The organism is Nocardioides convexus (assembly GCF_011090295.1).
This window is the reverse complement of record NZ_JAAMYA010000001.1, coordinates 1,819,923-1,846,280: the sequence shown is the minus strand read 5'-3', so window position 1 is coordinate 1,846,280 and position 26,358 is coordinate 1,819,923. Positions and strand designations below refer to the sequence as shown.

The 26,358-nt window shown below is 73.3% G+C and carries 31 protein-coding genes and 1 pseudogene; 18 read left to right on the top strand and 14 right to left on the bottom strand.

The window, feature by feature from the left end; translation table 11 throughout:
• Positions 1-9: 9 nt before the first annotated feature.
• The gene (locus tag G5V59_RS13715; protein WP_278256829.1) at positions 10-351 is read left to right on the top strand and encodes an enoyl-CoA hydratase-related protein; all 342 of its coding nucleotides are present in this window, start codon (positions 10-12) and stop codon (positions 349-351) included.
• On the opposite strand, the gene G5V59_RS13710 is transcribed toward G5V59_RS13715, so the two are convergent.
• The 7 genes and pseudogenes from G5V59_RS13710 to G5V59_RS13680 form a co-directional block, all read right to left on the bottom strand.
• Positions 263-1,639, bottom strand: coding sequence for an alpha/beta hydrolase fold domain-containing protein (locus G5V59_RS13710; protein WP_278256828.1), 1,377 nt, complete (start codon positions 1,637-1,639; stop codon positions 263-265). The two genes, G5V59_RS13715 and G5V59_RS13710, sit on opposite strands and share 89 nt — an antisense overlap.
• 27 nt (positions 1,640-1,666) lie before the next feature.
• Complete coding sequence (locus G5V59_RS13705) at positions 1,667-2,296, bottom strand: hypothetical protein (protein ID WP_278256827.1); 630 nt, start codon at positions 2,294-2,296, stop codon at positions 1,667-1,669.
• A gap of 26 nt (positions 2,297-2,322) precedes the next feature.
• The gene (locus G5V59_RS13700) at positions 2,323-2,988 is read right to left on the bottom strand and encodes a hypothetical protein (RefSeq protein ID WP_278256826.1); all 666 of its coding nucleotides are present in this window, start codon (positions 2,986-2,988) and stop codon (positions 2,323-2,325) included.
• A gap of 4 nt (positions 2,989-2,992) precedes the next feature.
• Positions 2,993-3,238, bottom strand: a complete 246-nt coding sequence (locus G5V59_RS13695; protein ID WP_278256825.1) for an acyl carrier protein — start codon at positions 3,236-3,238, stop codon at positions 2,993-2,995.
• Between the two features lie 52 nt (positions 3,239-3,290).
• Positions 3,291-4,961, bottom strand: a complete 1,671-nt coding sequence (locus tag G5V59_RS13690; protein ID WP_278256824.1) for an AMP-binding protein — start codon at positions 4,959-4,961, stop codon at positions 3,291-3,293.
• 118 nt (positions 4,962-5,079) lie between these two features.
• Positions 5,080-5,493: pseudogene (locus G5V59_RS13685) on the bottom strand (AMP-binding protein); the annotation flags it as partial.
• On the bottom strand, positions 5,487-5,693 hold the full coding sequence (locus G5V59_RS13680; protein ID WP_278256823.1) for a hypothetical protein: 207 nt from the start codon (positions 5,691-5,693) through the stop codon (positions 5,487-5,489). The gene G5V59_RS13680 and the pseudogene G5V59_RS13685, both read right to left, overlap by 7 nt.
• 371 nt (positions 5,694-6,064) lie before the next feature.
• Between G5V59_RS13680 and G5V59_RS13675 the strand changes: the two genes are divergently transcribed.
• Both G5V59_RS13675 and G5V59_RS13670 read left to right on the top strand, forming a co-directional pair.
• Positions 6,065-7,285, top strand: coding sequence for an AMP-binding protein (locus tag G5V59_RS13675; protein ID WP_278256822.1), 1,221 nt, complete (start codon positions 6,065-6,067; stop codon positions 7,283-7,285).
• Positions 7,282-8,115 (top strand): phosphopantetheine-binding protein, encoded by an 834-nt coding sequence (locus G5V59_RS13670; RefSeq protein ID WP_278256821.1) that lies wholly within the window; start codon positions 7,282-7,284, stop codon positions 8,113-8,115. Before G5V59_RS13675 ends, G5V59_RS13670 begins: the two co-directional genes overlap by 4 nt.
• Here G5V59_RS13670 and G5V59_RS13665 read toward each other — a convergent pair.
• Positions 8,084-8,272, bottom strand: coding sequence for a hypothetical protein (locus tag G5V59_RS13665; RefSeq protein WP_278256820.1), 189 nt, complete (start codon positions 8,270-8,272; stop codon positions 8,084-8,086). The two genes, G5V59_RS13670 and G5V59_RS13665, sit on opposite strands and share 32 nt — an antisense overlap.
• Here G5V59_RS13665 and G5V59_RS13660 point away from each other — a divergent pair.
• Entirely contained in the window at positions 8,265-8,681 is a 417-nt protein-coding gene (locus G5V59_RS13660) for a hypothetical protein (RefSeq protein ID WP_278256819.1), read from the top strand. The genes G5V59_RS13665 and G5V59_RS13660 overlap by 8 nt on opposite strands.
• Here the strand turns inward: G5V59_RS13660 and G5V59_RS13655 are convergent.
• Positions 8,618-9,565 carry an LLM class flavin-dependent oxidoreductase gene (locus G5V59_RS13655; protein WP_278256818.1) on the bottom strand — a complete coding sequence of 316 codons (948 nt, stop codon included), beginning with the start codon at positions 9,563-9,565 and terminating at the stop codon, positions 8,618-8,620. The genes G5V59_RS13660 and G5V59_RS13655 overlap by 64 nt on opposite strands.
• Before the next feature lie 173 nt (positions 9,566-9,738).
• Here G5V59_RS13655 and G5V59_RS13650 point away from each other — a divergent pair, with 173 nt between their 5' ends.
• Complete coding sequence (locus G5V59_RS13650) at positions 9,739-9,897, top strand: hypothetical protein (protein ID WP_278256817.1); 159 nt, start codon at positions 9,739-9,741, stop codon at positions 9,895-9,897.
• 9 nt (positions 9,898-9,906) lie between these two features.
• On the opposite strand, the gene G5V59_RS13645 is transcribed toward G5V59_RS13650, so the two are convergent.
• Positions 9,907-10,617, bottom strand: a complete 711-nt coding sequence (locus tag G5V59_RS13645) for a thioesterase domain-containing protein (protein WP_278256816.1) — start codon at positions 10,615-10,617, stop codon at positions 9,907-9,909.
• 484 nt (positions 10,618-11,101) lie between these two features.
• Here G5V59_RS13645 and G5V59_RS13640 point away from each other — a divergent pair, with 484 nt between their 5' ends.
• From G5V59_RS13640 to G5V59_RS13620, 5 genes are all read left to right on the top strand, one after another.
• Positions 11,102-11,659, top strand: coding sequence for a hypothetical protein (locus tag G5V59_RS13640; protein WP_278256815.1), 558 nt, complete (start codon positions 11,102-11,104; stop codon positions 11,657-11,659).
• A gap of 62 nt (positions 11,660-11,721) precedes the next feature.
• On the top strand, positions 11,722-12,141 hold the full coding sequence (locus G5V59_RS13635) for a hypothetical protein (RefSeq protein ID WP_278256814.1): 420 nt from the start codon (positions 11,722-11,724) through the stop codon (positions 12,139-12,141).
• A 204-nt stretch (positions 12,142-12,345) separates the two neighbouring features.
• Entirely contained in the window at positions 12,346-12,498 is a 153-nt protein-coding gene (locus tag G5V59_RS13630; RefSeq protein WP_278256813.1) for a hypothetical protein, read from the top strand.
• The gene (locus tag G5V59_RS13625; RefSeq protein ID WP_278256812.1) at positions 12,495-13,412 is read left to right on the top strand and encodes a hypothetical protein; all 918 of its coding nucleotides are present in this window, start codon (positions 12,495-12,497) and stop codon (positions 13,410-13,412) included. The genes G5V59_RS13630 and G5V59_RS13625 overlap by 4 nt, the downstream gene beginning before the upstream one ends.
• Entirely contained in the window at positions 13,339-14,373 is a 1,035-nt protein-coding gene (locus G5V59_RS13620; RefSeq protein WP_278256811.1) for a condensation domain-containing protein, read from the top strand. The genes G5V59_RS13625 and G5V59_RS13620 overlap by 74 nt, the downstream gene beginning before the upstream one ends.
• Here G5V59_RS13620 and G5V59_RS13615 read toward each other — a convergent pair.
• The 4 genes from G5V59_RS13615 to G5V59_RS13600 all read right to left on the bottom strand — a co-directional run bounded on the left by G5V59_RS13615 (position 14,337) and on the right by G5V59_RS13600 (position 19,180).
• A complete protein-coding gene (locus tag G5V59_RS13615) occupies positions 14,337-14,813 on the bottom strand; it encodes a class I SAM-dependent methyltransferase (RefSeq protein WP_278256810.1) in 477 nt (158 codons plus the stop codon). The genes G5V59_RS13620 and G5V59_RS13615 overlap by 37 nt on opposite strands.
• Positions 14,814-14,816: 3 nt before the next feature.
• A complete protein-coding gene (locus tag G5V59_RS13610) occupies positions 14,817-15,077 on the bottom strand; it encodes a hypothetical protein (protein ID WP_278256809.1) in 261 nt (86 codons plus the stop codon).
• A 133-nt stretch (positions 15,078-15,210) separates the two neighbouring features.
• Positions 15,211-16,674, bottom strand: a complete 1,464-nt coding sequence (locus G5V59_RS13605; protein WP_278256808.1) for an AMP-binding protein — start codon at positions 16,672-16,674, stop codon at positions 15,211-15,213.
• 967 nt (positions 16,675-17,641) lie between these two features.
• Positions 17,642-19,180: an MFS transporter gene (locus tag G5V59_RS13600; protein WP_278256807.1), complete on the bottom strand. Its 1,539-nt coding sequence runs from the start codon at positions 19,178-19,180 to the stop codon at positions 17,642-17,644.
• 283 nt (positions 19,181-19,463) lie between these two features.
• Between G5V59_RS13600 and G5V59_RS13595 the strand changes: the two genes are divergently transcribed.
• From G5V59_RS13595 to G5V59_RS13560, 8 genes are read left to right on the top strand one after another with little or no spacing between them, the layout of a single operon-like run.
• Entirely contained in the window at positions 19,464-19,640 is a 177-nt protein-coding gene (locus G5V59_RS13595; protein WP_278256806.1) for a hypothetical protein, read from the top strand.
• Positions 19,641-19,656: 16 nt separating this feature from the next.
• Positions 19,657-19,854, top strand: coding sequence for a hypothetical protein (locus tag G5V59_RS13590; RefSeq protein ID WP_278256805.1), 198 nt, complete (start codon positions 19,657-19,659; stop codon positions 19,852-19,854).
• Entirely contained in the window at positions 19,814-20,569 is a 756-nt protein-coding gene (locus G5V59_RS13585; RefSeq protein ID WP_278256804.1) for a hypothetical protein, read from the top strand. Before G5V59_RS13590 ends, G5V59_RS13585 begins: the two co-directional genes overlap by 41 nt.
• 44 nt (positions 20,570-20,613) lie before the next feature.
• Positions 20,614-21,195, top strand: a complete 582-nt coding sequence (locus tag G5V59_RS13580) for an aminotransferase class III-fold pyridoxal phosphate-dependent enzyme (protein ID WP_278256803.1) — start codon at positions 20,614-20,616, stop codon at positions 21,193-21,195.
• Positions 21,192-21,887 (top strand): aminotransferase class III-fold pyridoxal phosphate-dependent enzyme, encoded by a 696-nt coding sequence (locus G5V59_RS13575; protein ID WP_278256802.1) that lies wholly within the window; start codon positions 21,192-21,194, stop codon positions 21,885-21,887. Before G5V59_RS13580 ends, G5V59_RS13575 begins: the two co-directional genes overlap by 4 nt.
• On the top strand, positions 21,884-23,194 hold the full coding sequence (locus G5V59_RS13570) for a hypothetical protein (protein ID WP_278256801.1): 1,311 nt from the start codon (positions 21,884-21,886) through the stop codon (positions 23,192-23,194). The genes G5V59_RS13575 and G5V59_RS13570 overlap by 4 nt, the downstream gene beginning before the upstream one ends.
• The gene (locus G5V59_RS13565) at positions 23,170-25,395 is read left to right on the top strand and encodes an AMP-binding protein (protein WP_278256800.1); all 2,226 of its coding nucleotides are present in this window, start codon (positions 23,170-23,172) and stop codon (positions 25,393-25,395) included. The genes G5V59_RS13570 and G5V59_RS13565 overlap by 25 nt, the downstream gene beginning before the upstream one ends.
• On the top strand, positions 25,289-26,305 hold the full coding sequence (locus G5V59_RS13560) for a thioesterase domain-containing protein (protein WP_278256799.1): 1,017 nt from the start codon (positions 25,289-25,291) through the stop codon (positions 26,303-26,305). Before G5V59_RS13565 ends, G5V59_RS13560 begins: the two co-directional genes overlap by 107 nt.
• Positions 26,306-26,358 lie beyond the last annotated feature (53 nt).

The window sequence follows — 26,358 nt, the reverse complement described above, 5'->3', positions numbered from 1 at the left end:
TTGGCGCGGGTGAGCACCGAGGAGATCGCCGTCCGCACCATCCGTCACGAGCGGGTGCTCATCATCGGCCTGGACCGCCCGGCCAAGCGCAACGCCATCAACGCCGCCGTCACCCGCGGTCTCGACGAGGCGCTCAACCTGCTCGAGGACGACGAGTCCCTGTGGTGCGGGGTGCTGGCCGGCGGGCCGGCGGTGTTCTGCGCCGGTGCCGACCTCGCCGAGGGGCCTGGCCAGCCGACCGAGCGCGGCGGCATCGCCGGGATCATGTCGCGGGTGCGGCCCAAGCCGCTCGTCGCGGCGGTCGAGGGGTCGGCGCTCGGTGGTGGCTTCGAGTCTGGTCCTGGCCTGTGACCTGGTCGTCGCCTCGCGGGCCGCGTCCTTCGGCTTTCCGGAGGTCAGGCGGGGGTTGCTGCCGGACTTCGGCGGTGTGTTCCGCGCGCCCCGCGTCCTGCCTGCGAACGTCGCCCGCGAGATACTGCTGACCGGCGACCCGATCGACGCGGAGCGCGCCGAGCGGTTCGGCCTGGTCAACCGGCTGGTCGAGCCCGGTGCCGCGCTCGACGTGGCGCTCGGCCTGGCGTCCCGGATCTGCGCGAACGCGCCGCTCGCCGTGCGCGAGTCCCTGGCGCTGGCGCAGCGCGAGATCAACGGCGACGAGAGCGAGGACTGGGCCGCGAGCCACGCCGCGCTCGACCGGCTGCTGGTCACCGAGGACCTCGCCGAGGGCGTGCAGGCGTTCTTCGACCGGCGCGACCCGGTCTGGCGCGGTCGCTAGGGGCGCAGGGCCCGGCCCAGCCGCTGGACGACCTCGGTGGCCTCGCGGACCATCCCCGCGAAGAGGTGGGTCACGTGCCAGTGCCCCTCCAGGCGCTCGGCCTCGACCTCTACACCGGCCGCCCGGGCCGCCGCCACGAAGCGCTCCACGTCCGCGCGGAACGAACTCGTCGCTGGCCCACTGCACCACCAGCCGCGGCAGGCCGGTCAGGTCCGCCCGCAGCGGGGAGACCTCGGGGAGCGCCACCTCTCCGCCGGCGTACGACGACGCGCCGAGCTCGAGCCAGCCGCGGCTCAGCAGCGGGTCGTCCACCGTCTCGTCCAGCCCGTCGAGGCCCAGGTCGACCCACGGCGAGACGAGGCCGAGCGCGCGCGGCTGCGGCAGGCCGAGGTCGCGCAGGCGCAGGGCGAGCGCGAGGGCGAGCCCGCCGCCCGCGGAGTCCCCGGCGACCACGACGTCGACACCGGTGGCGAGCAGGTCCTGATACGCCGCGAGCGCGTCCTCGACCGCCGCGGGATAGGGGTGCTCGGGCGCGAGCCGGTAGTCGAGGACGTGCGCGACCGTTCCGGCCGCGTGCGTGAGGTGCGCCGCGGCGGCGCGGTGGGTCCGCGGCGAGCCGACCAGGTAGGCGCCGCCGTGCAGGTAGAGCAGCGCGCGGCCCGGGTTGCTCGCGGCGGTCGTGATCCGCTCGGTCGGCACGCCGCCGAGGATCGTCGTCTCGGTGACAGTGCCCTTCGGGAGCACCGGGAAGCGCATCAGCGCGTCGATCGCGGCGCGTTGGCGCTGCGGGCTCAGCCGGGTGCCGAGCACCGGCTTCACGACGCGGCGGGTCAGGAGGCGGGCCAGGGGGAGCGGGACCTGCATGGCCGCCATCCAACCAGCAGGACGCGGTCAGCCGTGCAGCAACCGGAGGCGGTCGGGAAAGACCTCGTCGGGATCGCGGGCGGCCCGCACTCGCCGGTAGCGCTCCCGGGCCGCGTCGCTGAGGAAGCGGTCCGGATGGGCGGCCTCGTCGCGGTCTCCGGTGTAGGAGCCGGCGGAGTACGGCGTCAAGCCGCTCATGGTGGTGTCCAGCCAGGCACGGCAGCGGGCGTCATCGGCCGCCGACTCCCCGATGACGTACGCCGCGAAGTACAGGCTCGGCCCGCAGGGAGAACGCCATGTCGGGCCAGGTCCGTGCGCGCTGCGGGCCGAGGTCGCCCAGGACCACGAAGGCTGGCCGGCGTCGGCAGTGCGGTGAAGGCCGGGAGCAGTGCATCGACGGGCTCGTCGAGAAAGACGTTGTCGACGAAGTAGCGGTGCCCCTCCGGGTTGGCGCGCGTCTGGGCCATCATCAGGCTCCGGCAGGTCCGCCGGGGCCGGGCCCGTGACCGCGAGCGCGCGGTCGGCCATCGGGCAGGCCAGCAGTGCCGCGAGGGACTCGGGACCCCCGTCGAAGGAGAGCCCGTCGACCACGACCACCGCCCCGTCGCCGCCCGGCGGGGTGCACGCGACGGCAGCGAGACCGACGCACGTGGGCACGTCGTTGCGGATGGCGTCGAACCACCTCAGCACCTCTCGGGCCAGCCCCGCCGGGAAGGTGAGCGACGCGTGCGTGAGCGACCGGTGCCGGGCTCGGGTGTGCAAGCGCAGGCTCGGTGACGATGCCGGGAAAGCCCGGCCCGCTGCCGCGTGCGGCCCAGAACAGGTCGGCGTTCTCGGTCGCCGAGCAGCGCACCTGCTCCCCGGACGCGAGGACCACGTCGACCGACTCCACCTGCTCCGCTGACCAACCCCAGCCGCGACAGCCCCAGCCCAAGCCGCCCTGCAGGAGGAACCCGCCCAGGGCGACGGTCGGAGCATGGCCTACCGGGAAGAAGCGGTCGTGCCCGGCGAGAAAGGCGTCCAGGTCGCCCCCGAGCACGGCGGGTCCGGCGGTGACCAGCCCCGTCGTCGCGTCGTACGTCGTCCGGGTGAGGGCGCCCAGGTCGATGACGAGGGCGTCGTCGTGCACCGACCAGGCCGGCCAGCCTGTGGCCGCCCGAGCGCACGGTGACCTGCCAGCCCTCGGCCCGCGCGCGTCGTACGCCGGCGGCGACGTCGGCGACGCCGGCCGCTCGCAGCACCGCCGCCGGCCAGCGATCGGGTCGGCGGCCGTTGAACAGCCGCGCCGCGACCGCCTCCGGGAACCCGGCCTCGCCTGGCCGCAGGTACGACCCGGTGGTGTCCGTCATCGACTCAGTCGCCGGGCGTGGCTCGCTGCTCGTCCAGGAAGGCCGACAGGCCGCGCGGCGTGGGATAGGTGAACACCTGGCGCAGCGGGACGTCGACGCCGAGGGTGTCGTAGATCTGGCCGGTGATCCGCAGGACGTGCAGCGAGGTGCCGCCGCTCTCGAAGATGTCCGAGGTCTCGTCGAGTCCTGGGTTGCCCAGGACCTGCCGCCAGATCTCGGTCAGTGCGGCCACGCGGTCCAGTGTCTCCACGAGGTGGAGGCTAGGCAGGCCGGTTCCGGAACGCTCCTGACAGCGGTCAGGATCAGATCTGCACCCGCACCTGGCAGTAGGCGTGGTCGGAGGCGGTGGCGACCACCGACGCGGTGATCAACCGGGTGTGGTGGTCGTGCAGGAGGAAGTCGCGCTGCGCGCCGCTGGCTGTCGTGGGCGTCTCGACGATGGCCTCGGTGAAGCGGCCGGGTCCGAGGACCTCGCCGAGGACGTCGCCGACGGGGGAGTGGTTGAGGTCGAACCCGGCCACGGCCGGTCCGGCCTCGGCCAGCGCTCGCAGGTCGGCGGCGAACGCCTGCCACAGCGGCCGGAAGCGGGGTTCGGCCGCACTCGCCCCGAAGCGGTGCAACGGGAAGAAGTGGCCGGTGGCGATGCCGATGTCGCCGCCGGGCAGCGCCACTCGGCCCACGACGTATCCCTTGTCGTGCAGGGTCCACTGCTCGCCGGCCGGGCCGGTGGCCGTGAGCGCCGGCGCGGGCACCGGGTGGAACGCCAGGTTGTGGAGCGGGTACCGCGACAGGATGCCGAGGGCGAGCGAGGCGCCATGGAGGAGGTGCGATTCGCTGAGCGGGTACGCCGCCCAGTGCGCGAGTCCCGCGCGCTCGGCCAGTTCTCGGGTCTGCCCGGGCCGGCCGTCCTCGTGCTCGTGGGCCTCCCGGAGGAACACCAGGTCCGGTGCGTTCGCGCGCAGCACCGCGACGTAGGGATCGAGCGACGGTGTCGCGGCCCGCTGGTGGGAGGGGCCGGTGATCCCGCCGCCGATGTTCCAGGTGGCGACGGTCAGCGGCCGGTCCGTCATCGCGTGCTCACGGGGCGGCGGCAGGACTGCGGCGCGGCACCGCGAGTCTCGCGCAGGGTGCGGCGGTCGAGCCTTGCCGGTGCTGGTGGTCGGCAAGCCGGGCAGGAACCGGTAGCGGTCAGGCACCAGGAAGCGCGGCACCGTCGCGAGCATGTGCTGGCGCAGCGCGGACTCCGGTCGCTCGGGGGCACCGGTCGCGGGCACGACGCAGGCGACGAGGAACTGCGCCCCCGCCGCGGTGTCGACGACCGTGGCAGCCGCGTCGGCGACCAGGCCGGAGGAGCGCAACGCGGCCTCGACCTCGCCGAGCTCGACGCGGACCCCGCGCACCTTGACCTGGTCGTCCTCGCGGCCGAGGTGCTCGAAGGAGCCGTCGGGCAGTCGGCGGACCCGGTCTCCGGTGCGATAGCCGCGTGTCGGGCCGTCCGGGCCGTCGAGCTCGACGAAGCGCTCCGCGGTCAGCGCCGGTCGGCCGATGTAGCCGCGGGCGACGCCGGGGCCGGTGACGACGAGACCACCCACCTCGCCGTCGCGCACCGGCGCGAGCCCGGCGTCACGCACCTCGGCTCGCAGGTGGTCCAGGACCTCGCCGATCGGGGACCGGACCGGCCCGGCGATGTCCGCCGGGCTGAGGAACCGGCAGGTGCTGACGCAGGTGGCCTCCGTCGGCCCGTAGGCGTTGACCACCTGGGGGCCGGGCGCCGGGTGCTGGGCCAAGAAGGTGGCGACGTCGTCGAGGTCGATGCTCTCGCCTCCGAGGACCAGGTGGCGCAGCGCGAGCGCGGGACGGCCGGCGTCGTCGTGGGCCTGCACCAGGGCGCGGAAGGACGTCGGGACCTGTGAGTTGAAGGTGACCCGCTCTCGCACCAGGAGGTCGAGGAAGTCCGGCATCGACTGGGCCACTCGCGGCGGGACGACCACCGCGGTGGCGCCCGCGGCCAGCGCCGTCCACAGACTCGAACACCGAGGCGTCGAAGACGAACGGGTGGAAGAGCGAGACCCGGTCGTCCTCGTCCAGCGCGAAGCGCGCGTCGACGGCCCGGAGGAACGCCAGCACGTTGGCGTGGGTGACCATGCAGCCCTTGGGCTCTCCAGTGGAGCCCGAGGTGTGGATGACGTACGCGAGGTCGTCGCCGGACAAGGGGGCCTGCTCCGGCGCCGGTACGTCGTGGGGCGTCTCGATCGCGACCAGGTGCACCGCCTCCATCCCGGCCACCGCCGCCTCGGTCGCTGCCTCTGCCCCGGCGTGCACCGCGACCGCAAGCCCGGCGTCCTCGACGAGGTAGCGCAGGCGAGCGGCGGGGTAGGACGGGTCGAGCGGCACGTAGGCTGCGCCGGCCTTGAGCACCGCGAGCACCGCGACCGGCATCTCGAGGGACCGGTCGAGCAGCACACCGACCCGGTCCCCGCGCCGCACGCCCGCAGCGGTCAGCACCGTGGCGAGACGGTCGGACCAGGCATCCAGGCTGCCGGTAGTCCAGCGTGCGCGCGCCGTCGCGGACGGCCGTCGCCCCGGCCCGTTCCTGGGCCACCCGCCCGAACAGACTCGGGCAAGGAGGAGACGCCCTCCCAGCGGTGCCGGCGCCTCGCGCCGGGCAGGCCGGCAGAGGTGTCGTCGCGGCTGTCGTCACGCACGGAATCGCCCCTCGGACTGGCTGTTCGTCGACGGATCGTCGACGGATGCGGTTACGCTACTGCGCCGGCGCGAGGGGCGATCCTGACACCGGCGAGGGTCATCGGAAAGCTTCGCGCACGACGATTGTGGGGGGTGGAGGGCTGTTGTATCTTGCAGCCGTCTGGCCATTATCGGGGTGGCCACTGTTGCCAGGGTGGACTCTCTTGTCCGACTTATCCGGGGCTTCCAGCGCCCCTCTCCCTCCGTCCGCGCCGGTCACGCTGGCCGACGTCGTCGCGGGCCACGCTGCCGCGCGCCCGTCGGCGCCGGCGATCCGGGCGGGTGCTCGCGAGACTCACCTATCGGGCCCTCGACGAGGCCGTGGGACGACTTGCGCGCGAGACTCGTCGCCCGCGGCGTACGACGCGGCGACGTGGTCGCCGTGGTGCTGCCCCGCTCCGAGCAGCAGGCCGTCGCCCTGCTCGCGGTGGCCCGTGCCGGCGGGGTCTACCTCCCGATCGACCAGCGTCACCCGGAGGCCCGACGGGCGGCCCTGGTCGCCGACAGCGGTGCCCGCTGCGTCGTCGACCTCGACGTGGTCGGGGCCGCGGACCGGGGGAGCGACCTGCAGGTGCCCAGGAGGTCGTCGGCGGTCCCGTGCGGCCGGGCGATGCGTCGTACCTCATCTACACCTCGGGCACGACCGGGCGGCCCAAGGGGGTGGTGGTGCCGCACGCTGGGTTGCTCGCCCTGGCCAGGGTCGAGGCGCAGGCTGCTCGGCGTCACCTCCTCCTCGCGCGTGCTGCGCTTCGCCTCGGCGGGCTTCGACGCGTCGATGCACGAGGTCGCGAAGACGTGGTGGGCCGGTGCCACGCTGGTCGTGCCGCCCGAGGACGTCCGGCTGATCGGGCCCGACCTGACCGAGGTGCTGCGCCGCGAACGGATCACGCACGCCACGCTGCCGCCGACCGCGATCGTCGAGACCGACCTGCCGTCCGACGTCGTGGCCGGGCTGACCCTGATGACCGCGGGCGAGGCATGCACACCCGCCGTCGTTGCCGCGACCCGGCGAGCCGGCCGGGTGCTCAACGGCTACGGGCCGACCGAGGCCACCGTGTGTGCCACCGTGCACGAGCTCGGGCCCGACACCGACGAACGAGCAGTGCCGATCGGCACGCCGATCGAGGGCACCGAGGTGCACCTTCTCGACGACGACCTGCAACCGGTGCCCCTGGGCCGGCGGGGCGAGATCTACCTGAGTGGGGACAAGGCTGGCGTGGGGCTACCTCGGCCGCGCGCTCGCCACCGCCGAGCGCTTCGTCGCCAACCCGTTCGGGCCGCCCGGCAGCCGGATGTACCGCACCGGCGATCTCGGCCACCGGCTGCCCGACGGCTCGCTCGTCTACGACGGCCGGGTGGACCACCAGGTCAAGGTCCGCGGGCACCGCGTCGAGCCCGAGGAGGTCGCCGCCGTACTGGAGACGCTGCCCGGGGTCCGGCGCTCGGTGGTGCTCGGGGTCCGTCCTGGGGAGGGCCGGGTGCCGGCGGAGCGCACCGATGTCGAGCCTGGCGGCCTTCGTCGTGCCGCAGGGTGAGGGTGTCGACCCCGTGACCTTGCGAGCGGCCCTGGCCACCCGGCTGCCCGCGCACCTCGTGCCGAGCACGGTGAGCCTGGTGGGGGAGATCCCGGTGACCACCAACGCCAAGGTCGACCGGGCCGCGCTGCTCGCCGTCCACTCCGCGCCGGCCGCGGCGGTGGCCGAACCGGGGGACGGCGATCTCCTCGCCACGCTCGGCGCCGCGTTCGCCGACGTGCTCGGGGTCGAGGTGTGCGGGCCGGACGAGTCGTTCTTCGACCTCGGTGGGCACTCGGTGCTGGCCGTGCGGCTGGTGAAGCGGCTGCGGGCCGAGCACGACGTGGAGCTCGGCGTCACCGCTCTCTTCGACGCCCCGACGCCTCGCGCGATGGCCGCGGTGCTCACCGGAGAGCCGAACGGCCGGCTGGACGGGCTCCGCGCGAGCTTCGCCGACGTGCTCGGCCTGGCGGACTGTGGGCCCGACGAGTCGTTCTTCGACCTCGGTGGGCACTCGGTGCTGGCCGTGCGGCTGGTGAAGCGGCTGCGGGCCGAGCACGACGTGGAGCTCGGTGTCACCGCACTCTTCGACGCCCCGACCCCGCGCTCCATGGCGGACGCGCTCGACCGTGCCCGGCCGCAGGCTGTCCGAAGGAGGCTCCTCGTGACCCATCCGTTCGACGACGAGGCCCGCACCTACCTGGTGCTCGTCAACGCCGAGGAGCAGCGATCGCTGTGGCCGGCCGACCTCGCGGTCCCCTCCGGCTGGACTGTCGAGCACGGTCCCGGACCGCGCCCCGCGTGTGCCGCGCACGTGGAGCGGACCTGGAACGACATCACACCAGCGACCCTGCGTGCCGCCCGCTGACGCCGTGCCCGGTCCGAGCGAGGCGACGACGGTCGTCGTGGCCACCGCGATGCCGTTGTCGACGGTGGCGCGCGCCGAGCTCAGCGAGCCTGCTCGGGCCCGGGTACGCCGTGGTCGACATCAAGTCCGCCCCTCGCAGCACGAACATCGTGCTCACCCCGGTCGTCAGCGCCCAGGCTCCTCGCCAGCCTGCGGGGCATCTTCCCGGACGCGCGCATCCTCTACACCGAGCCTGCACGACGTCGCACACGGGATCAGGCTTCGCCGGGCCACTGTCACGGATCGTCGCGCAGGGCCCGGACGGCTACTTCGTCGCGCACACCCTCGACGCCCTCGGTCCCGTGGTGCAGTCGGAGGCTCAGCTGCAGCCTGTCCGGCAGTCCCCGGCGCACCCCGCCGATGCTGGCCTCGGCGGACCCTGCGCCCGCACCGGTTGCGCCACCACGGGAGCCTCCGGAGAGACCGATGGCGACGGTGCTCTGGGTGGACCGGGCCGCGGCGGTCACTGCGCCGGCGGGGCAGTGGCTCGACCTCGCCCCGGTCGACGAGACTCGTCGCACAGGTGACCGGCTCTACGCGTCCGCGCCACGACCTCCTGTGGCCCGCGGTGGCTTCCGAGTGCGTCGTACGACGCGCCGCGATGCCGGGCACCCTGCTCGTCGACATCGGCGGGCTGGAGCCGGCCATCCGAGCCGAGTTCGCAGGTGCGGGTCGCCAGCGAGCGCATCGACCACGCCACCTGGTCGGGGGAGTTCAGCCCACCAGCGCCATGACCTCGCGCACGCCGTCGAGCCGCGAGGCCTCCAGGCCGATGTGCACCTGGTCTGCGCCGCGCTCCCGCAGGACGCCCAGCCGGGCACCGACCTGGGCCGGTGTGCCGGCCACCAGGTAGCGCTCGGCCAGGTGGTCCCAGGCGCCGGAGGCATGGGCGGCATCCAGGTAGCGCCGCTTCGACAGACTCCGACTGCATCCCGTGCCGGTCGAGGTCGTAGGAACGGGCCAGGTCCCTCACGCCCGCACGCAGCCGCGCCGGCACCGAGTCGAGACCCGCCCGGCCGTTGACCAGGTGATGTGCGGCCCACACCACCAGCCACCCGGCGCGCGCCAGGGCGCGCTCCTCGTCCTGGTCGACGACGATCCCGCCGGCGTTCCACCACAGGTCGAGCGGCGGCAGGTCGTCGGGCCGCGGGGCCTGCGCGACCACCTCGTGGACGCGCTCGACCGATGCCGCGTCGAAACCGATCCCGACCACGGCGGCGTCCGCGAGCCGCGCGGCCAGGGCGAGGGCGCGGGGCCCGTGGGCGGCAAAGCCTGGATCGCGGGGTGGTCGGTGCGCTCCCGTTCGAGGACCAGGCTCCTGGCCCCGCCAGTGCGCCTTCCCGTCGTGGAGGAGGGCACGGACGCAGCGCACGTACGCCTCCAGGCTCGGCGAGGCTCGCGCGTCGCTCACCGAGGTTGAGAACGCCGCTGTCCCCGGTGCCGATGCCGAGGTAGGCCCCGGAGGGGCAGGCGTCGTGCAGGCTGGCGACCGCGGACGCGGTGACCAGGGGGTGGCGTGTGACCGGATTGGTGACCCCCACGCCGAGCGCACGGTCGGGCACGTGCTGCGAGAGGGCGCCGAGCGTGGTCCAGCACTCGGCGTACCGGCTGGGGGAGTCCCAGACGCTGATCCGGCTCACTCCCCAGGAGGACAGCGCGCGTGCCTCCTCGAGGGTGCGCTCGATGCCCCGCGGGTTGACGCTCACCTCGATGCGGGTGCTCACCGGCCGACCACCCGGATGATGTCGTCGATCAGGCTCCGCGGGTGGGTCGCGGACCACGAAGTGGTCGCCCTCGACCCAGGTGGCCCAGGTGCGCCCGGTGGTCTCCGAGCCCAGTCCGCCCCCCGCCAGGCGGTCGCCGCGCGCGAAGTAGGAGACGATGTCGCACCTCAGTCGCGGCTCCCGGGGCCGGTACGTCGCCAGCAGGGCCAGGTCTGCGGCCAGCCGCTCGCCCGCGAGGACGGTCAGGCTCCCGCACCAGGCTCGGCGTCCAGTCTCGCCGTGCTCCTGCAGTGCGACGTGCACGACGCTCGGCAGACTCGTCGAGCAGGCGTTGGTCGTGCTCGTGGTGCCGGGCGATCCACCCGGTTCCCGGGGAGGCCGTGGCGACGGTGACCATCAGGTCCGGCTCGCGGTGGCGGGCGACCTCCCGGGCCAGGACCGAGCCCATGCTGTGGCCGAGGAACACCACGCGCGGGGAGCAGGCGGTGGCGTCCAGCGCGGCGGCGACCTCCTCGCCGAGCGCGGTCATGTCCGTGGCGTACGCCGTGGAGAGCCGCGTCTCCCGGCCGGGCAGGCACACCCCGCGCAGCCGCCACGCGGAGGGCAGTCGCCCTCCCCAGCGGGCGAACATGCTCGGTCCGCCGCCGGCGCAGGGGAAGGCGACGACGTCGACCGTGGAGCGCTCCGGTCCGGCGATGTCGGTGAGCAGCGGTGTCGTCCCCACCTCGGTGGCGTCCACGACGTTGCCCTCCCTCCAGCCGCGTGCAACCGAGGCACGTCGGCTCCCGAAAACCGATCTGGCGGTGCGTCCGACGCACTCTCTCAGGGCGTCCGCGGTGCTGACAAGGCCGATGACCCGCTCCGACACCCGGCAGATGACAGGGTCGGCGGCCGCCGCGGTTGTGGCAGGGTTCGGCCCGGCTGCGGACACCCTCAGCCATGGATCGGGGGCGCCATGACGGATGACGGCGCGCGGGCGCGCGTGCTCGTTCCCTATGGCCGGAGCGTGGCGCGTCCGCTGCAGGTGATGCCGGCGGCGGCGTCGGTGTGCGACGTGGTCTACCTGCTCCTGGAGCCGGCAGCGCCCGACGTCGCGGAGATCCTCCCTCACTTCGGCGAGGTGCTGGTGGCCGAGGATCCACAGCACGCCCTGGAGCCTGGCGAGCGCCGCGAGGATCGACGGCATCATCACCTTCAGCGAGGACCTGCTCGCCCTGACGGCGATGCTCGCGGCGCGACTCGGACTGCGCCACGCCAGCGAGGAGTCGGTGGCACGGGTGCTCTCCAAGCCCGCCCAGCGTGCGGCCCTGCACGTGGCCGGTCTCGACCCCACGCCCTTCCGCGTCGCCGAGGCGCCCGCGGCCCTGCCGGCCGCGGTCGCGGCCGTCGGCGTGCCGGCCGTGGTGAAGCCGGTCCGCGGCGCGGGCGGTGCAGCGACGTACCGGGTCACCTCGCCGGCCGAGGCGCGGGTGCTCGCCGAGCGGATCGATCCGGCACGCTTCCCCTACGTCGCCGAGCACGAGCTCCAGCCCCATCCCGACCTCGTCGGCGCACCCTGGGGCGACTACGTGTCGGTGGAGTCCGTCGTGGTCGACGGCGTCGCGCACGCGTTGGCCGTGACGGGCAAGGCGCCGCTCGCCCCGCCGTACCGCGAGCAGGGCGGGTTCGTCCCCGCAGCCCTCGACGCCGACGCCGAGCGAGACGTCGTCGACCTGGCCGCACGCGCCGTCGTGGCGCTCGGGTTCGAGCACGGGCTCGTGCACACGGAGCCTGAAGCCTGACCCCCGACGGTCCCCGGCTGATCGAGGTCAACGGCCGGCTCGGCGGCTACGCCGAGGAGCTCGTGCACGAGGCCACCGGCACCTCGCTGGTTCGGATCGGCCTCGAGTCGGCGCTGGGCCGTCCCGTCCCGACCGGGCTGCTGCCGTGCGCGGGCGTCGCGTGGTTCCACGCCCCCGAGCCGCCGTACGACGCCCGGCGGGTCCTGTCCTACGCCGGAACCGATCGGGTCGCCGCCCTCGACGACGTCGTCCAGGCGCGGGCCCGGGTTGCTGCCGGCTCGGTCCTCCAGCCGGATCTCGGCACCGGCCAGCACGTGCTCTACACCCAGGGGCGCTCGGCAGATCATGCGTCGTACCTCGCCACCTGCCGTGCGGTCGAGGAGCCTCTTCGAGGTGACCTACGAACGGCCGGCCGGGCCCTCCTGACCAATGTCAGTAGGACCGGGCTCCCGGGGCTGGTTAGCCTCGCCGCGCCGAAGTAGTGCGTGTGCGTGACGAGACTCGGGCCCCGGTCGCACCCAGGCCTGACGAGTCCTGCCGTCTCCGCAGGCACGTCCGTCTCTGGTTTGGAGTGGTCATCATGCAAGGGCTGCACCCCCGCGTCACCGATCGGGACTACGAGCCTGCGCCGCGGCGAGATCGCGACGCTCTCCAGCGACCTCACGGCCACCAGTGCGATCCCGCTGGTGCACTACACCGAGCGCGAGCACGACATGTGGCGCACCGTGTGCGGCGATCTCACGGTGCGGCACCGGGCCGACGCCGCCACCGAGTACCTCGAGTCCGCCGAGGAGCCTGGCGATCCCCCTCGAGCACGTGCCCCAGGCTGCGTGAGGTGAGCGGGCGGCTCGAGGACCTCTCCGGCTTTCGGTTCCAGGCCGCACCGGCGCTGGTGCCGCTGCGCGAGTTCTGCGGTGGGCTGGCCGGGTCGGTCTTTCACTCCACCCAGTTCCTCCGGCACCCCGACACCCCGTTCTACACCGAGGAGCCGGACATGCTGCACGACCTGGTCGGGCACGGCAACATCCTCGCCAGCGAGCGGTTCGCCCGGCTCTACCGGCTCGCCGGAGAGGCCGCCGGACGGGTCCAGACCGAGGAGGCCCTGCAGTTCATCGGCAAGGTCTTCTGGTTCACGCTGGAGTGCGGTGTGGTCCGCGAGCACGGTGAGCGCAAGGTCTACGGCGCGACGCTGGTGTCGTCGTACGGCGAGCCTGGACCACTACCCAAGCGCGGAGTTTCGGCCCCTCGACATCGCCGGCATGGTCGGCGTCGACTACGACATCACGCACTTCCAGCCGATCCTCTTCGAGGCCTCCTCGATGACGGAGGTCGAGGACGTGGTGGGGTCGTTCTGGGACGGCTGCGACGACGAGTCGATCGCGTCGCTGCTCGCCGGGGTGCGGTGAACGCGCCGCGCACGGTGGGCCCGACCTCGCTGGTGGAGCAGGCGCGGCTGACCGGGGAGTTCGCCGACTGGCACAACATCCTCTACCGCGTGACCTGGGTGCACGGGCCTCTCGACCTCAGCGCGCTGGCCGCCGCCTGGCGCGACACGTGCCGACGACACGACGTGTTGCGCCGTACGTTCGCCTCGGCCGAGGAGGCCCACACCGCGACGGACCCGCTGAGCGAGCCTGCAGGTCTACGACGCCGACGACGACACCGCCGCGCTCGACATCGTGCAGCGGGTCGTCGGGGTGCCCTTCGAGCCGATCGACTCTGCGCTGTCGCGGATCCTGGTCGTTCGGCGTGACGAGCAGCGTCACCTGTTCGCCTTCGCCGTGGACCACATCATCAACGACCAGATCTCAGGTGCACTGCTGGAGCAGACCCTCGCGACGTACTACCGCCGCCATCTGGCGGGTGCACCGGTCGACGTCACCGCGCCGCACACTTATGCCGCCTTCGCCGCGCGCCAGCAGGCGGCCTTCGCGGGGCTCTGGGGCGAGCAGTGCCGGGCGTACTGGGAGCGGCACGTCGCGGACCACGGCCTCTACCCACCGACGCTCGCCGAGGACGGCCCGCGCACCGGGACGCCAGTCCTGGCGTCGCTGCGGCGCGATCTGCCGGCCGACGCCCAGGCGCGGGTGCACGCCTTCGCGCTCGCGACCCGGACCACGCCCTTCACGGTGACGACCGCCAGCGTGCTGTCCGCTCTCCTGGAGATCACCGGTGACAGGTCGGTGGGTGTCACCGTCAACCACCACGGCCGGATGCTGCCCGGCACGGCGGAGACGCTCGGCCTGTTCGTGCAGACGGTGCCGATCCACCTGCGCGCCGCGGACCACAGCCCGGCTGCGACCGCGCGCGAGGTGCTGGGTGCCAGCCTCGACGCCTTCGAGCGCTTCGTCCCGCTGCGGGTCGCGGGACGGGCGTGGGGCATCGACCTGGTCGCTCCGGACCGCGACGCCGGCATCTACGTCAGCCACGGCGAGGAGGTGCCTGCCGACGCGGTGCTCCAGCCGTTCGAGGGCACCACCTCGGTGCACCCCGAGTTCCGGGTCCCCGGCGGCAAGCAGTGGACCGACACGGTCGCGATCGACTGGCACCTCACTGCGCGAGGACCGCAGATCGGGGCGCACTTCAACGCCGACACGTTCTCGGAGTCAGCCTGTGGAAGCGCTGCTGGCCGGCGCGGAGAAGGCGGCGCTGGCGGACCCGTCTTGAGCGCCGTCGCTCACTCGGGGGCGTGCTCGAAGAGCAGGGCGTCGTAGAACACCCCGTCCGGCGAGGGCACCACACACCGCTCCTGCCACTGCGGGCGCTGCTGGGCGGCGGCTGCCGCCACCGGTGGGCTGTCGGCCTCGCCCTCGGTGCCGTCGGGCTGGCCGCGACCGGTGAAGCACAGCACCACCGCGCGGGGGTGCTGCCGGACCGACGCCTCGATGTTGTCGAGGACCGCCTCGCAGACCTCGGTCGAGAACGGCTCGTAGAAGTAGAAGAGCCCTGCGTCCGCGGGGATGTCGAAGGTGGTGGCGTCGGCGTGGACGACCTCCAGGTGCTCGTGACCGCCGCGTGCGCGTCGTACCGCCTCGATGTTGGCGCGGGCGATGTCGCACAGGGTCGCCGACGCCTCGACGCCGACGACTCGGCGGAACGGAAGGCTCCGCGGCCAGCAGCAGCACGCGGCCCTTGCCGCACCCGACGTCGACAAAGGTCACTTCCTCGGGGACCACCCCGGTGGACGCGAGTGCGTTCCGGACGGTGCGCACCGGGGTCGCGGCGTAGCGGGCGTTGCGGCCGATCGGCATCTCCGCCGCCTCGGGCAGACTCCCACAGGCTCGACCGGCGCCCCGGTGTCGACGTCGAGGACGCTGTCGAAGGGGGCCTCGCGGTCGAGCGCCGCGAACCGGTCGTCGAAGGCCTTGCGGTACTCGAGGATCCTCAGCAGGCTCTCCCTGCCGCTCTGCTCGGTCATCGGGGCTCCTCCTCGCTGGGGGCTGTGGGTCGGACTACGGCCGGCCGGCCGTCGCCTCGCTCGGCCGGGCCCGCGCGCCGAGCTCCTCGGCCCGCCGGCGCAAGCTCGATCCGGTCGACCTTGCGGTTGGCGTTCAGCGGCAGCGTGTCCAGGGAGACGTACTGGCTGGGCAGGATGCTGTGCGGAAGGACCGCCGCGACGTCCGCCTCCAGGTCGCCCGCGGGGGAGCCGGTGTAGAACACGACCAGGCTCCGCGCCGTGCCGCTCGTCGCGGACCACCGCGACCGCGTCGTCGACGCCGGCGCACTGCCGCACCGCGTGCTCGACCTCGGCCGACTCGACGCGCCAGCCGTGCACCTTGACCTGCGCGTCCAGCCGGCCGACGTAGGCTGAGGTCGCCGGAGGCACTGGCACGCACCCGGTCACCGGTGCGGTACCAGCGCCGGCCGTCGTGCTCGACGAACCTGCCGGCGTCGTCGGCGGGGTCGAGGTAGCCGGCCGAGAGCCTGTGGGCCGCTGATCCACAGACTCGCCCTCGTCGGTGCTGTCCGCTCCCTCGTCGTCGACGAGCCGGAAGTCGAGGTGCCCGTGCACCTTGCCGATCGGGACTGTGCCGTTGGTGCCGGCCCGCACCGACTCCTCGCCGGCCCAGCGGTGCCAGCACACGCCGATCGAGCACTCCGTCGGCCCGTACAGGTTCTCCAGGCGCGAGTGCGGTGCGGCGGCCAACCAGTCCTGGACGTCGCGCACCTTCAGCGCCTCGCCGCCGAAGTAGGACCAACGCAGGCCGCCGAACGCACCCGGCTCGAGGCCGCCCATCTCGCGCGCCATCCAGATGCCGCTGGGCGTGGAGTGCCACACGCTGATGTCGTGCTCGACGAGGTAGCCGGGCAGGTCGCGGTACGCCGCCGGTGGGACCGCCTGCAGCATCGAGCCCGATCCCCAGGCGGCGAACATGTCGTGGATGCCGGGATCGAAGTTCAGGTCGTAGGTCTGCGCGAAGACGTCCTCGGGCTGGAAGTCGGCCCGGCCGTCCAGGCTCGGCGAAGTAGTGCGCGAAGCCGCCGTGGGCGACCGGAACCCCCTTGGGGATCCCGGTGGAGCCGGAGGTGAACAGGATGTAGGCCGTGTCGCCGGGAAGGGTTTGCGCGGGTGTGGTGCCCCCGGCACTGTCGAGCACCGGGACCGACGGGAGATCCGGGTGCTCCCCGTCGGTGGCGAGCAGGCCGATGCCGGCCGTGCTCGCGTCGAGCACCTGCGGAAGCACCCCGAGGCCCTGGGCGTCGGCGACCAGCGTGCTGACGCCGGCGACGCGCAGGGCGCGACGGACGACCTCGGGCGGGAAGTTCGGCTGCAGCGGGACCACGGTACGCCCCGCGTAGAGGACGGCCAGCGGTGCGACGTACGCCGTCGGGCTCTTGCCGGCGAGCACGCCGACCGGCCCGGTGGTGCCCTCGGCCAGCAACGAGGCCGCCCAACGCAGGGCGGTCTCGTGCACCTGCTCGTAGGTGAGCACGTCGGTTCCGATGCGCACCGCCGGCCGGAGCGGCGCGCGCTCCAGGCCGCGGCGGAATCGAGCGACGAGGCTCAGCGGCATGATCGTCTCCCCCTCGGTCTCGGCAAGGAGGCCGTCTCACGGGCGGCCCGCGCACGACACTCACCGATCGTCGGGCCGAGCGGGTACTGACATCCGTCAGGTCCCGGAAATGGCCCGGCGGCGGAGCCTGGACGCGTGCCCCGCGAGGGTGCGCTGAGCGGGCCGGCAGGTCCGTCGCTGAGCGCTGCCCGGAACCGGAGGGGAGCCCCCTGGAGGAGGGCGATGTTTCAGATTCGGGCGCTTTGGAAGCGTGGTTATCGTAGCCGCGCATCACCGCCCGAAGACCTTTCTCACGCTGTCGATCACTCGGGGAGACACGCATGACCGAGCCACTTACCTGCGCCACACCGCCGCCCGCCGCCGGACCGTCCCGGCCGAGATGTGGCCGAAGGTGAAGGACGTCGCAGTCACCGTGACCTGGCGTCGTTGCGGGGCGGACCACGGTGCACTCGCAGGAGCGACCGAGCGCGTCGACCTGAGCGACGGCGAGGTCCTGGAGTTCGGCATCGCGCGCCGGGGCGGCACCTTCCAACCGGGCGGTACGCCGGGCATCGGCGTCTTCGAGGTGGTCGACGGTCACCTGCTCGTCTCGAACCTGACCAGCACCTCGACCTTCGTGCTCGAGAACCTCGAGGACGGCACCGAGCTGGTCAAGGTCCGCCCGCGACACCTGCGGGTCGCGTTGCCCTTCGAGATGGCCCGGTTGCTCGTCCCGATGGGCAGCGAGATGGGCGAGATGACCCTCTTCGGCGCCTCGCCGCGGCTGCTCGCGCTGGAGAACAGGCTCCCGCGCGCCGCAGGCACGGATGTCGAAGCCTGGACACGGACACCAAGTACTTCGCCGTGCTGGTCGCGCTCTGCGAGCCCCGCCTGCGTGGTTCGTCGATGGCCGCGGTCCCGTCGGTCCAGGAGGTGGTCGCCCGTCTGCGTGGCAGCGAGCAGTTCCGGCGCGCCAACCGCAGCAGCATCAACTACCACATCGACTACCTGGCCGACCAGAAGTCGCCCGTCGGGCAGTGGGCGAAGTACGACGACGGTGGGCGGATGCACTCCCGCCGCGAGGCGCTGGTGGCCTTCGCGCTCCGCTTCGACCTCGTCGGCGAGGAGCACCTTGCTCTGTTGCCCGACCGGATCGCCGCCGACCCGCACGGCGACGACCCCGGCGGGCACGGCGGGCACGGCGACGGTCAGGTGGCCTGAGGCTCGCCTGCCGTCGTCGGCCCGGCCTCGGGCAGCGGTACGTCACGCAGGTGGCGCAGCGGCGAGAAGAACACCAGCCAGCCCGCGGCCCGAGCTGCCCACGAAGGCGATCCACAGCGTCGGCCGGATGCCGATCCAGGAGCCGAGCGCGCCGCCCAGCACCGCGCCGACGGGCATCGTTCCCCACACGATCCAGCGCACCGCGGCGGTCATCCGCCCCATCAGGCTCCGGCGGCGTGACGGCCTGGCGGTAGCTGCCCTGGCCGACGTTGTAGATCATTCCGGCGAAGTACGAGATCGCCCAGCCGAGCGGGAAGAGCAGCACCCCCCAGCCCGGGGTGGCGGCAGCAGCGACGACCTGGGGCGCGCTGAAGACGAGCATCGAGACCCAGATGATCCGCGCCGAGCCGACCCGCCGCGCGAGCCGCCCGGCGACGAGGCCGCCCACGAAGCCGCCGATCGCAGCCACCGCCAGGATGACGCCGGTCCAGGCTGGCGGCACGTCGAGGACCCGGACCAGGAAGACGATGGCCAGGGCCGAGCCCATGCCGGAGAACAGGTTCGCGACCGCGGTGCAGGCGACGATGTTGCGCAGGATCGGGTGCCGGACGACGAAGGACAGACCCTCGATCATCTGTCGGCGCAGGGTCTCCTCGGGCGTGCGCGGGGCGGGTGGCTGCTCCCGGGTGCGGATGCCGAGCAGGGAGAGCACGGAGACGGCATACGAAACGACGTCGGCGAAGATCGCGCCGACCGCCCCGACCAGCGCGACCAGCGCCGCGCCGAGGTTCGGCCCGGCCAGGAAGGCCATCGCCTGGGTGGTCCCCAGCCTTGCCGTTGGCGTCCATGAGCCTGGTCGGAGCGCACGATCGAGGGCAGGTAGTCGCCGTAGGAGACGTCGAAGAAGACCGCACACACGCCGGCCGCGATCGCGACGACGTAGAGACTGTTCCATGGTGAGCGCGTCGAACAGGGCTGCCAGCGGGATCGAGGCGATCAGGGCCAGGCGCAGCAGGTCGCAGGCGATCATGATCGGCCGCTTCGTGCTCCGGTCGACCAGGACGCCGGCGGGCAGGGCGATCAGCGCGAAGGCAGCGGTCGAGGCCGCCGTCAGCAGGCCTACCTCGAAGGTGCTGGCCTGCAAGGTCACCACCGCGATCAGTGGCAGGGTCACCCGGAGCACCGCGGAGCCGACCTCGCTGGTGGCCTGGCCGAGCCACAGGCGGAGGAAGTCGTGGTGCTTCCAGAGGCTCCCGGTGGTCGTCTCGGACGCGCCGGACGGTGCTTCCTCAACGGTCTCTGCCACACGGGAATGCTGCCCCGGTGGGGCCGGGTCCTCTCCTGCCAACTGCTAGGACGACGCGTCCTCGGCGCCGGGGCATCATGAGCCGACCCGGGAAGGGGGTGGCGGCGATGCCAAGGCAGGCTCGGGCTGTCTGACCGGCGAACGACAGTGACGAGGCGGCTCCCGCTCTCGAGCGCCCAGGCTCGCGTTCGCGCTGCAGGCGCAGCGCACAGGACGACGCGCGAGCGTCGCACTCACCTTCGCAGCGCCGTCCGGACGCTGGTCGGCCGACACCGTACGACGCGTGCTGGACGCGCTCGTGCGCCGCCACCCGGCGCTGGCCCACCGCTCGTCGTTCGCCCGGGGAGAGGCCTTCCAGGTGGCACGGCCCGCGGAGCCCGACATCGAGGAGCCTGCGGGCCGGCGTGGCCGCGGCGGTGGCCCCTCTGGTGACCGAATTCGTGGCGGCCTTCGAGGCTGACGTCGACGGACCTGCCATGGCGGCCCGTCTGGTCCGCGCCCCCGAGGTCGACCGCCTCGTCCTGGTGTTCGACCACGCGATGGTCGACGAGCGGTCGCTGCTGCTGGTGCGCCGACGAACTCGCCACTCCCGCGGTGGTGACCGGCGACGAGGCCGCCCGCTACGAGGCGGCGGTGCTGGACCGGATCGCGTTCGAGGCGGTCGCCACCGGTGAGGCCGGGCTGGCCTTCTGGGACGAGCGCCTGCGCAGGGTCGACGGTGTGCTGCCGGCTCTCCGCAGCGCTGCCGTCCCCGCGCCGATGACCACCCCGCCCGCCGTTCCTGTGCCCGCGGGGGCGCGCGGGTCGCTCTTCCCCGCCGTGCTGTTCTCGCTGCACCGCGCGGTCCGGGACGTGACGACGCACGGCGTCGTCCTCGGCTACCCGTGGGGTGGTCGCGAGGGTGGCTTCGCCGACGTCGCCGGCTGCTTCATGAACACCGTGGTCTCGGTGGACACCACGGGCCCGGGACGCGACGCCACGGCGCTGCAGGAGTTCGTGGCCGACTGGCGGCGCGAGCTCGGCCATGCCGACGTCCCGTTCACGGCCCTGACCGGCCTCGGGGGCGGGTTCACCGGCGCGGTCACCGCCCAGGCTGAGCCTTCTCGCACGCCCGGGAGCAGGTGGTCGACGTGGCCGGTGTCGAGGCCCGTCTCGAGCCGACCCGGCGCACCGACGAGATCCCGGGCATCGCGAGCTTCCTGGCCGCGGCGACCGTCGCCGACGGCGAGCCTGCGGCTGCGCCTCTACGTCGACCCGGGGTTGCTCGGCGCCGACGCCGAGGAGCTCGGCGCGCGCTGGGGCCACTGGCTCGGCGCCGTCCTGGCAGGCGTCCCCGCGTCGCCCGCACCCCGCACGCAGACGACTGGCACGCACACGACCGGAGGGTGAAGACCATGCAGGTTCCCAGGCTCAGGCAACGCACTGTGGCGACCGTGGACGCCGATCACGCAGCAGGCCGGCGCCCTGCGCATCGTCGAGGCGCACGGCAACAAGGTCCGCGACGCCGACGGCAAGTGGTACGTCGACGGCATCTCCGGAGTCCTGAACGCCTCCTGTGGCCACGGCCACCCGCGGCTCATCGACGCCGTCACACGCCGGCTCCAGCAAACTCGTCCACTACGACCCGATGGTCACCAGCCACGATCCGGGCGAGACCCTGGCGGCCCGCCTGGCCGGCGTCCTGCCCGGCGAGACTCGACGAGATCGTCCTGCTCAACAGCGGCTCGGAGGCGACCGAGGCGGCGGTGCGCATCGCGCAGCACTACTGGCGCAACATCGGCGAGGAGCGCAACCGGGTGATCGCCTTCGAGGCGGGCTACCACGGCTCGACGTTCCTCGCGCAGAAGCTCGTCCGGCCTCCCGTTCACCGTCAGCGAGTGGCAGGAGCCCTTCCCGATCGACCGGGTCGCCCTGCCGCTGCCCGCCCGCGAGCCTGCGCACCGGCGCCGCGACCGACCTCTTGGTCGACTTGTTCGCTCGTGCCCTGGCGGACGGCCCGCCGGCCGCGGCCGTGATCGTCGAGCCGCTGCTCGGGCTCGGTGGGTGCGTGGTCCTCCCGAAGGGCTTCCTGGCCCGGCTGCGCGCGCTCTGCGACGAGCACGGCGCGCTCCTCATCCTCGACGAGGTGTTCTGCGGGTTCGGTCGCACGGGGCGGATGTTCGGCTTCGACCACGATGAGATCGCTCCCGATCTCGTCACCCTGAGCAAGGGGATCAGCGGCGGCTATTTGCCGCTCGCCGCGGTGGGGGCGACCTCGACGATCAAGCGGTCCTTCCTCGCCGAGCCGATCGCCCAAGGCCTGCGCTACGGCCACACGACCGGCGGCCACGCCGTCGCTGCCGCCGTCGCCAACGCGGTCCTCGACGTGATGGCCGACGAGCGGCTCGTCGAGAACTCCGCCGCCCAGGGCGCCCGCCTGCTCGCCGGGCTGAAGTCTGCTGGAGGCCAGCGACGTCGTCACCGACGTGCGTGGTCTCGGGCTGGTGGTCGCCATCGAGGCCGACAGCCCGGAGTCCGGCGCCGCCATCGCGGACCTCGCTGTGGAGGCGGGGGTGATGGCCCGCCACGAGCGCGGCGTCATCCGGATCGCGCCCCCGCTCACCATCACCACCGAGGAGGTCGACACGATGGTCGCGGCCTTCACCTCCGCCGTCGAGCGACTGGTTGCCTCGGCGCAGCCGGTCGGCTGACGGAGTCGGCGCCGTGACCCGGACTGTGCCGTCGCCGGCCGCCACGCCGGGGGCGGCACCTGAGCACCTCTCGTCGTACGACGTGCCGGTGGAGGAGCCGATGGACTGGCTGCGCGCCCACGCCACCGCCGTGCGCGCGGAGGTGCGCACGGGCGGGGCCGTTCTGCTGCGCGGCCTGCCCCTGCGCGACGCCACGGACCTCGCCGCGGTCCGGGACGCCCTGGAGATCGGGGCGCACGTGCCGCGGGAGGCATTCGCGCTGCGCGAGGACCACGGCGACGGCATCGTGTCGCCGATCCCGTGGCCGGAGGACCTGGCGCTGTGCGCCCGTCAGGAGAGCGTGTTCAGCCACCACCCACCCGCACTCGTCCTCACCGCCTGCGTCGCAGCCTCCCGAGCCCAGCAACCGTCAGCAGGTTGCCGACACGCGGCGGGTGCTCGGGCAGACTCCCTGAGGCCTTGGCCGAGCGGGTGCGGACCCACGGCTGGACCATGCGGCGCTCCTTCCACGAGGGCTTCGGGATCACCTGGCGCGAGGCCTTCGCGGTCGCCGACCGGGACGAGTCTGGAGGCGCTACTCGAGGGCGAGGACATCGACCACGTCTGGTTGCCCGGTGGGATGCTGCGCACCTCACGGCGCCTGCCCGCGGTGATCGCGCACCCCGCGACCGACGAGCAGTGCTGGTTCAACGACCTGGTGTTCCTCAACGCCGGCAGCCTCGACCCACGCGAGCGCGACGTGCTGGTGCGCGCCTTCGGAGCCGACCTGCCCGTCGACACCTCCTTCGGCGACGGCTCGCCGGTCACCCCCGACGAGTCTCGCCGTCCTGCGTGCCGCCTACGAGGCGGTCACCCGAACGGTCCACTGGCGGGCCGGCGACCTGCTCGTGGCCGACAACCGCTCCACTGCCCAGGGCCGCTCGGCCCTCGTCGGGTCACCCGCCTTCCTGGTGGCGCTCGGCGACGAGCCGGCTGCCGGCCCGGCCGCACATCCACCCACCACAGATCGAGGAGAAGCAAGGCCATGATGCAGATCGATCCGGGCGCGAGCCTGCAGGAGATCAAGAGCCAGGCTGGACGTCGTGATCGACAAGACCGAGGGCACCGGCTTCGAGGGGACGGTCTCGGTGCTGCGCAGCCTCGCCGCGCCCGAGGGCATCCGGAACCTGCTCGATCGGATCGTCGAGGACGATGCGGCCCTGGCCGAGATCTCGGCCCGGTCCTACTACCACGCCAACAACTTCCTCAAGCTGGTCCTGCTCGCGGGCGACGCCGCACCGTGGAAGCCTGCGGCTGCACGTGTGGCACCCCCAGCCGGACGTGACCGAGGAGGTCACCGAGGACGTCCACTCGCACCGGTGGGACTTCACCACCGCGCTGCTGCTGGGGGAGTACTGCGCCCGGGAGTTCCGGGTCGGCGAGGGTGATGAGTACTACCACCTCAAGTACCTCCCGGTCGGCACGGACCAGGCGTTCACCCTCGAGGAGCAGGGCAAGGACCGGCTGGCCAACGTCTTCGAGGCGAACCTGCCCGCCGGCACGGTCTACCACATCGACCACTCCGTGCTGCACAGCATCTCCCGCTCGGGCGGGCAGGCCGCGGCCTCCCTCGTCCTGCAGCGACCGGCCGTGACGGAGTACACCAACGTCTACCGCCGCACGCCGATCGGTGACGAGGCCAAGGTCGAGGTGCCCGTCGAGCGGCCCTCCGTGGACCAGCCTGCGCGGGGAGCCTCACCCAGTTCCGCACCTGGCTCTGAGCAGCGACATCTCGGAAAGGAAGGTGGCGTCGTGACCGATCAGGCACCGGCAGTCCTCGCGGAGCAGGCGTACGGCGAGGGCGTGATCCGGCCGCTGCCCCCGCACCGGCCGCACGAGGCTCTTCGAGGAGCACGCCCGGCGTACACCGACAGCGCTCGCCGCGGTCCACCGCGACGAGCGTTGGACGTACGCCGAGCTCGACGCCGCCGCGGACCGCGTGGCGGACGCGCTGCTCGCCGCCGGCCTCGAGCCGGAGGGCGTGGTGGCGGTCATCAGCCACCGCTCGCTGCCGTGGGTCGCCGCCATCCTCGGCATCCTCAAGGCCGGCGGCGTCTACCTGCCGATCGACCCGGCCTACCCCGACGGGCGCATCGAGGAGATGCTGCGTCGCAGCGGCACCCGGATCGCCCTCGTCGAGGACGTCGTCTCATCGGTCCCGCTCGAGGCGACCGGGGTCCGCGTCCTGCCGATGAGACCGGCCGCGGCGGACACCAGCGCACCGCGGCCCACGGTGCCCGCTGGCGCGCTCGCCTACATCTACTTCACCTCAGGCTCCACCGGTGCGCCGAAGGGCGCTGCCTGCGAGCACGCCGGCATGCTCAACCACCTGCTGGCCAAGCTCGAGACGTTCGAGTCTGGGTCCCGGCTCGGTCGTCGCGCAGACCGCGTCGCAGTGCTTCGACATCTCGTTGTGGCAGGCTCTGGCCCCGCTCCTCGTCGGGGGCGCGACCCTCGTCGTCGACCCGGAGGTCATGCTCGACGTCCCCGGCCTGCTGCGCCTGCTCGAGCTCGAGCAGGTCGACGTCCTGCAGGTGGTGCCGAGCCTACCTCGATGTCCTGGTGACTCGCCTGGAACGGGGTGACCGGGTGCCGGGCGGCCTGCGCTTCGTTGGTGTCACGGGCGAGGCGGTCGGCCGTGAGGTGCTGACGCGATGGTTCGCGTGCTGCCCCGGCGTCCCCGTCGTCAACGCCTACGGCGCCACCGAGGCCTCCGACGACACCACCCACGAGGTGATCCGGGCGATGGGTCCCGACGACCAGGTCACGGTCGGCACCCCGATCCAGAACGTCCTGGTCGACGTCGTCGGCGACGACGGTCGCGCGCTCGGCGTGGGCGAGGTCGGCGAGGTGACCTTCTCCGGGGTCTGCGTCGGCCGCGGCTACGTCAACGACCCGGAGCGGACGGCGGAGGCGTTCGAGGACGACCCGCTGCGCCCGGGCCTGCGCCGCTACCGCACCGGCGACTTCGGTTCCTGGCTGCCCGACGGCCGTCTGCGCTTCGTCGGTCGCCGCGACGAGCAGGTCAAGATCAGCGGGGTCCGCGTCGAGGTCGGCGAGGTCGAGTCGATGCTGCTGCGCGTGCCCGGCGTCACCACGGCGTGCGTGGTCGTGATGCCCGACGGAGCGAGCAAGCGGCTGGCCGGCTTCTACACCGCCGAAGCGCCGATCGAGGACGCCGGCGAGCGACTGGCCGAGTCTGCTGCCGCGACCGATCGTGCCGCGTACGCTGCGCTGGCTGCCGAGGCTTCCGCTCACCGACAACGGCAAGGTCGACAAACGGGCACTGGCCGACCTGGAGACCGGCGTCGGCAGCGGCAACAGCGTGGTGCCGCCGGAGACCGCGACGGAACGCCGGATCGCGACCGCGTGGGCCGAGGTGCTCGGCCTCCCGCTGGACGAGGTCGGCCGCTACGACGACTTCTTCGCCCACGGCGGAGGCTCGCTCGCCGGGGTGCGGCTGATCATCGAGACTCGCCGGGTTGATCTCGCTGGTGGACCTGATGAACCACCCTGTCCTCGCCGACCTGGCCGCGGTCGCGGACGGCGCCGGCGGCGAGGACCCAGACCTGCTGCAGGCACTCGCCGAGCCGCCCGGTGCCGGTGCCGCGCTGGTGTGCCTGCCCTACGAGGCGGGCAATGCGCTCAACTTCGAGGCCGTCGCCCGCGCGCTGTCGGCCACCTCGCCCGTCGCCGTGTACGCCGCCGAGTACGCCGGGCCACGACGTCGCCCGCCCCGACGACGCCCTCCTCACCGTGGACGAGTCTCGCCCGTCGGCTGGCCCGCGAGGTGCAGGACCGGATCGACGTTCCGGTGTCGCTGTGGGGCCACGGCGCGGGCGCCGCCCTCGCGCTCGAGGTCACCCGCGTCCTGCGTCTCTCCGGACGGGCGCCCGCGCACGTGGTCCTCGCCGTCGGCACGGGCGACGCCGTGGCTGCGGGCGTCGACGCCGGGTCCTGGCTCCGCGACGCCGGCGCCCTCACCGACGTCGACCAGTCCCGCTCGGAGCGGGGCGCGTTGATCGAGCGGGCCTTCCACCACGACCTGGAGCAGGCGGCGTCGTACCGCCTCCCGGGCGAACCGGGCGTCCCGGTGACGCTGGTCCCGCTGCCACGGGCGCCCGGCGAGCCCGACGTCGTCGAGGAGTGGGCCGCCGCGCTGCCGGACGCGCGCACGGTGACCCTCCCGGGTGCCGGTCGCTACCTCCTGCGCAGCCACGCCGCCGAGGTGGCCGAGCTGGTGCGCGAGGTCGTCGGCGTCCCCGAGGGGGAGTGGGGCCCGTTGAGCCTGACGGGACGGCTCACCGCGACCCCGGCGGACTTCGTGACCCGGGAGTTCCTCGAGCCGCAGCCTGCGGCACGAGTCTGGACAACCTGCTGCCCTGGTACGTCCTGATCGAGAAGGCGTTGCTGGGGGAGTACCTTCGCCTCGAGATCCTCGGGGAGCGG

What these genes read in the sequence shown, in the direction of transcription:
- G5V59_RS13640 (WP_278256815.1), top strand. Translation starts at nt 11,102, where the DNA reads ATGCTCGCGGCGCGACTCGGACTGCGCCACGCCAGCGAGGAGTCGGTG.
- G5V59_RS13610 (WP_278256809.1), bottom strand. Translation starts at nt 15,077, where the DNA reads ATGACCGAGCAGAGCGGCAGGGAGAGCCTGCTGAGGATCCTCGAGTAC.
- G5V59_RS13605 (WP_278256808.1), bottom strand. Translation starts at nt 16,674, where the DNA reads ATGCCGCTGAGCCTCGTCGCTCGATTCCGCCGCGGCCTGGAGCGCGCG.
- G5V59_RS13710 (WP_278256828.1), bottom strand. Translation starts at nt 1,639, where the DNA reads ATGCAGGTCCCGCTCCCCCTGGCCCGCCTCCTGACCCGCCGCGTCGTG.
- G5V59_RS13590 (WP_278256805.1), top strand. Translation starts at nt 19,657, where the DNA reads ATGGCGGCCCGTCTGGTCCGCGCCCCCGAGGTCGACCGCCTCGTCCTG.
- G5V59_RS13700 (WP_278256826.1), bottom strand. Translation starts at nt 2,988, where the DNA reads ATGACGGACACCACCGGGTCGTACCTGCGGCCAGGCGAGGCCGGGTTC.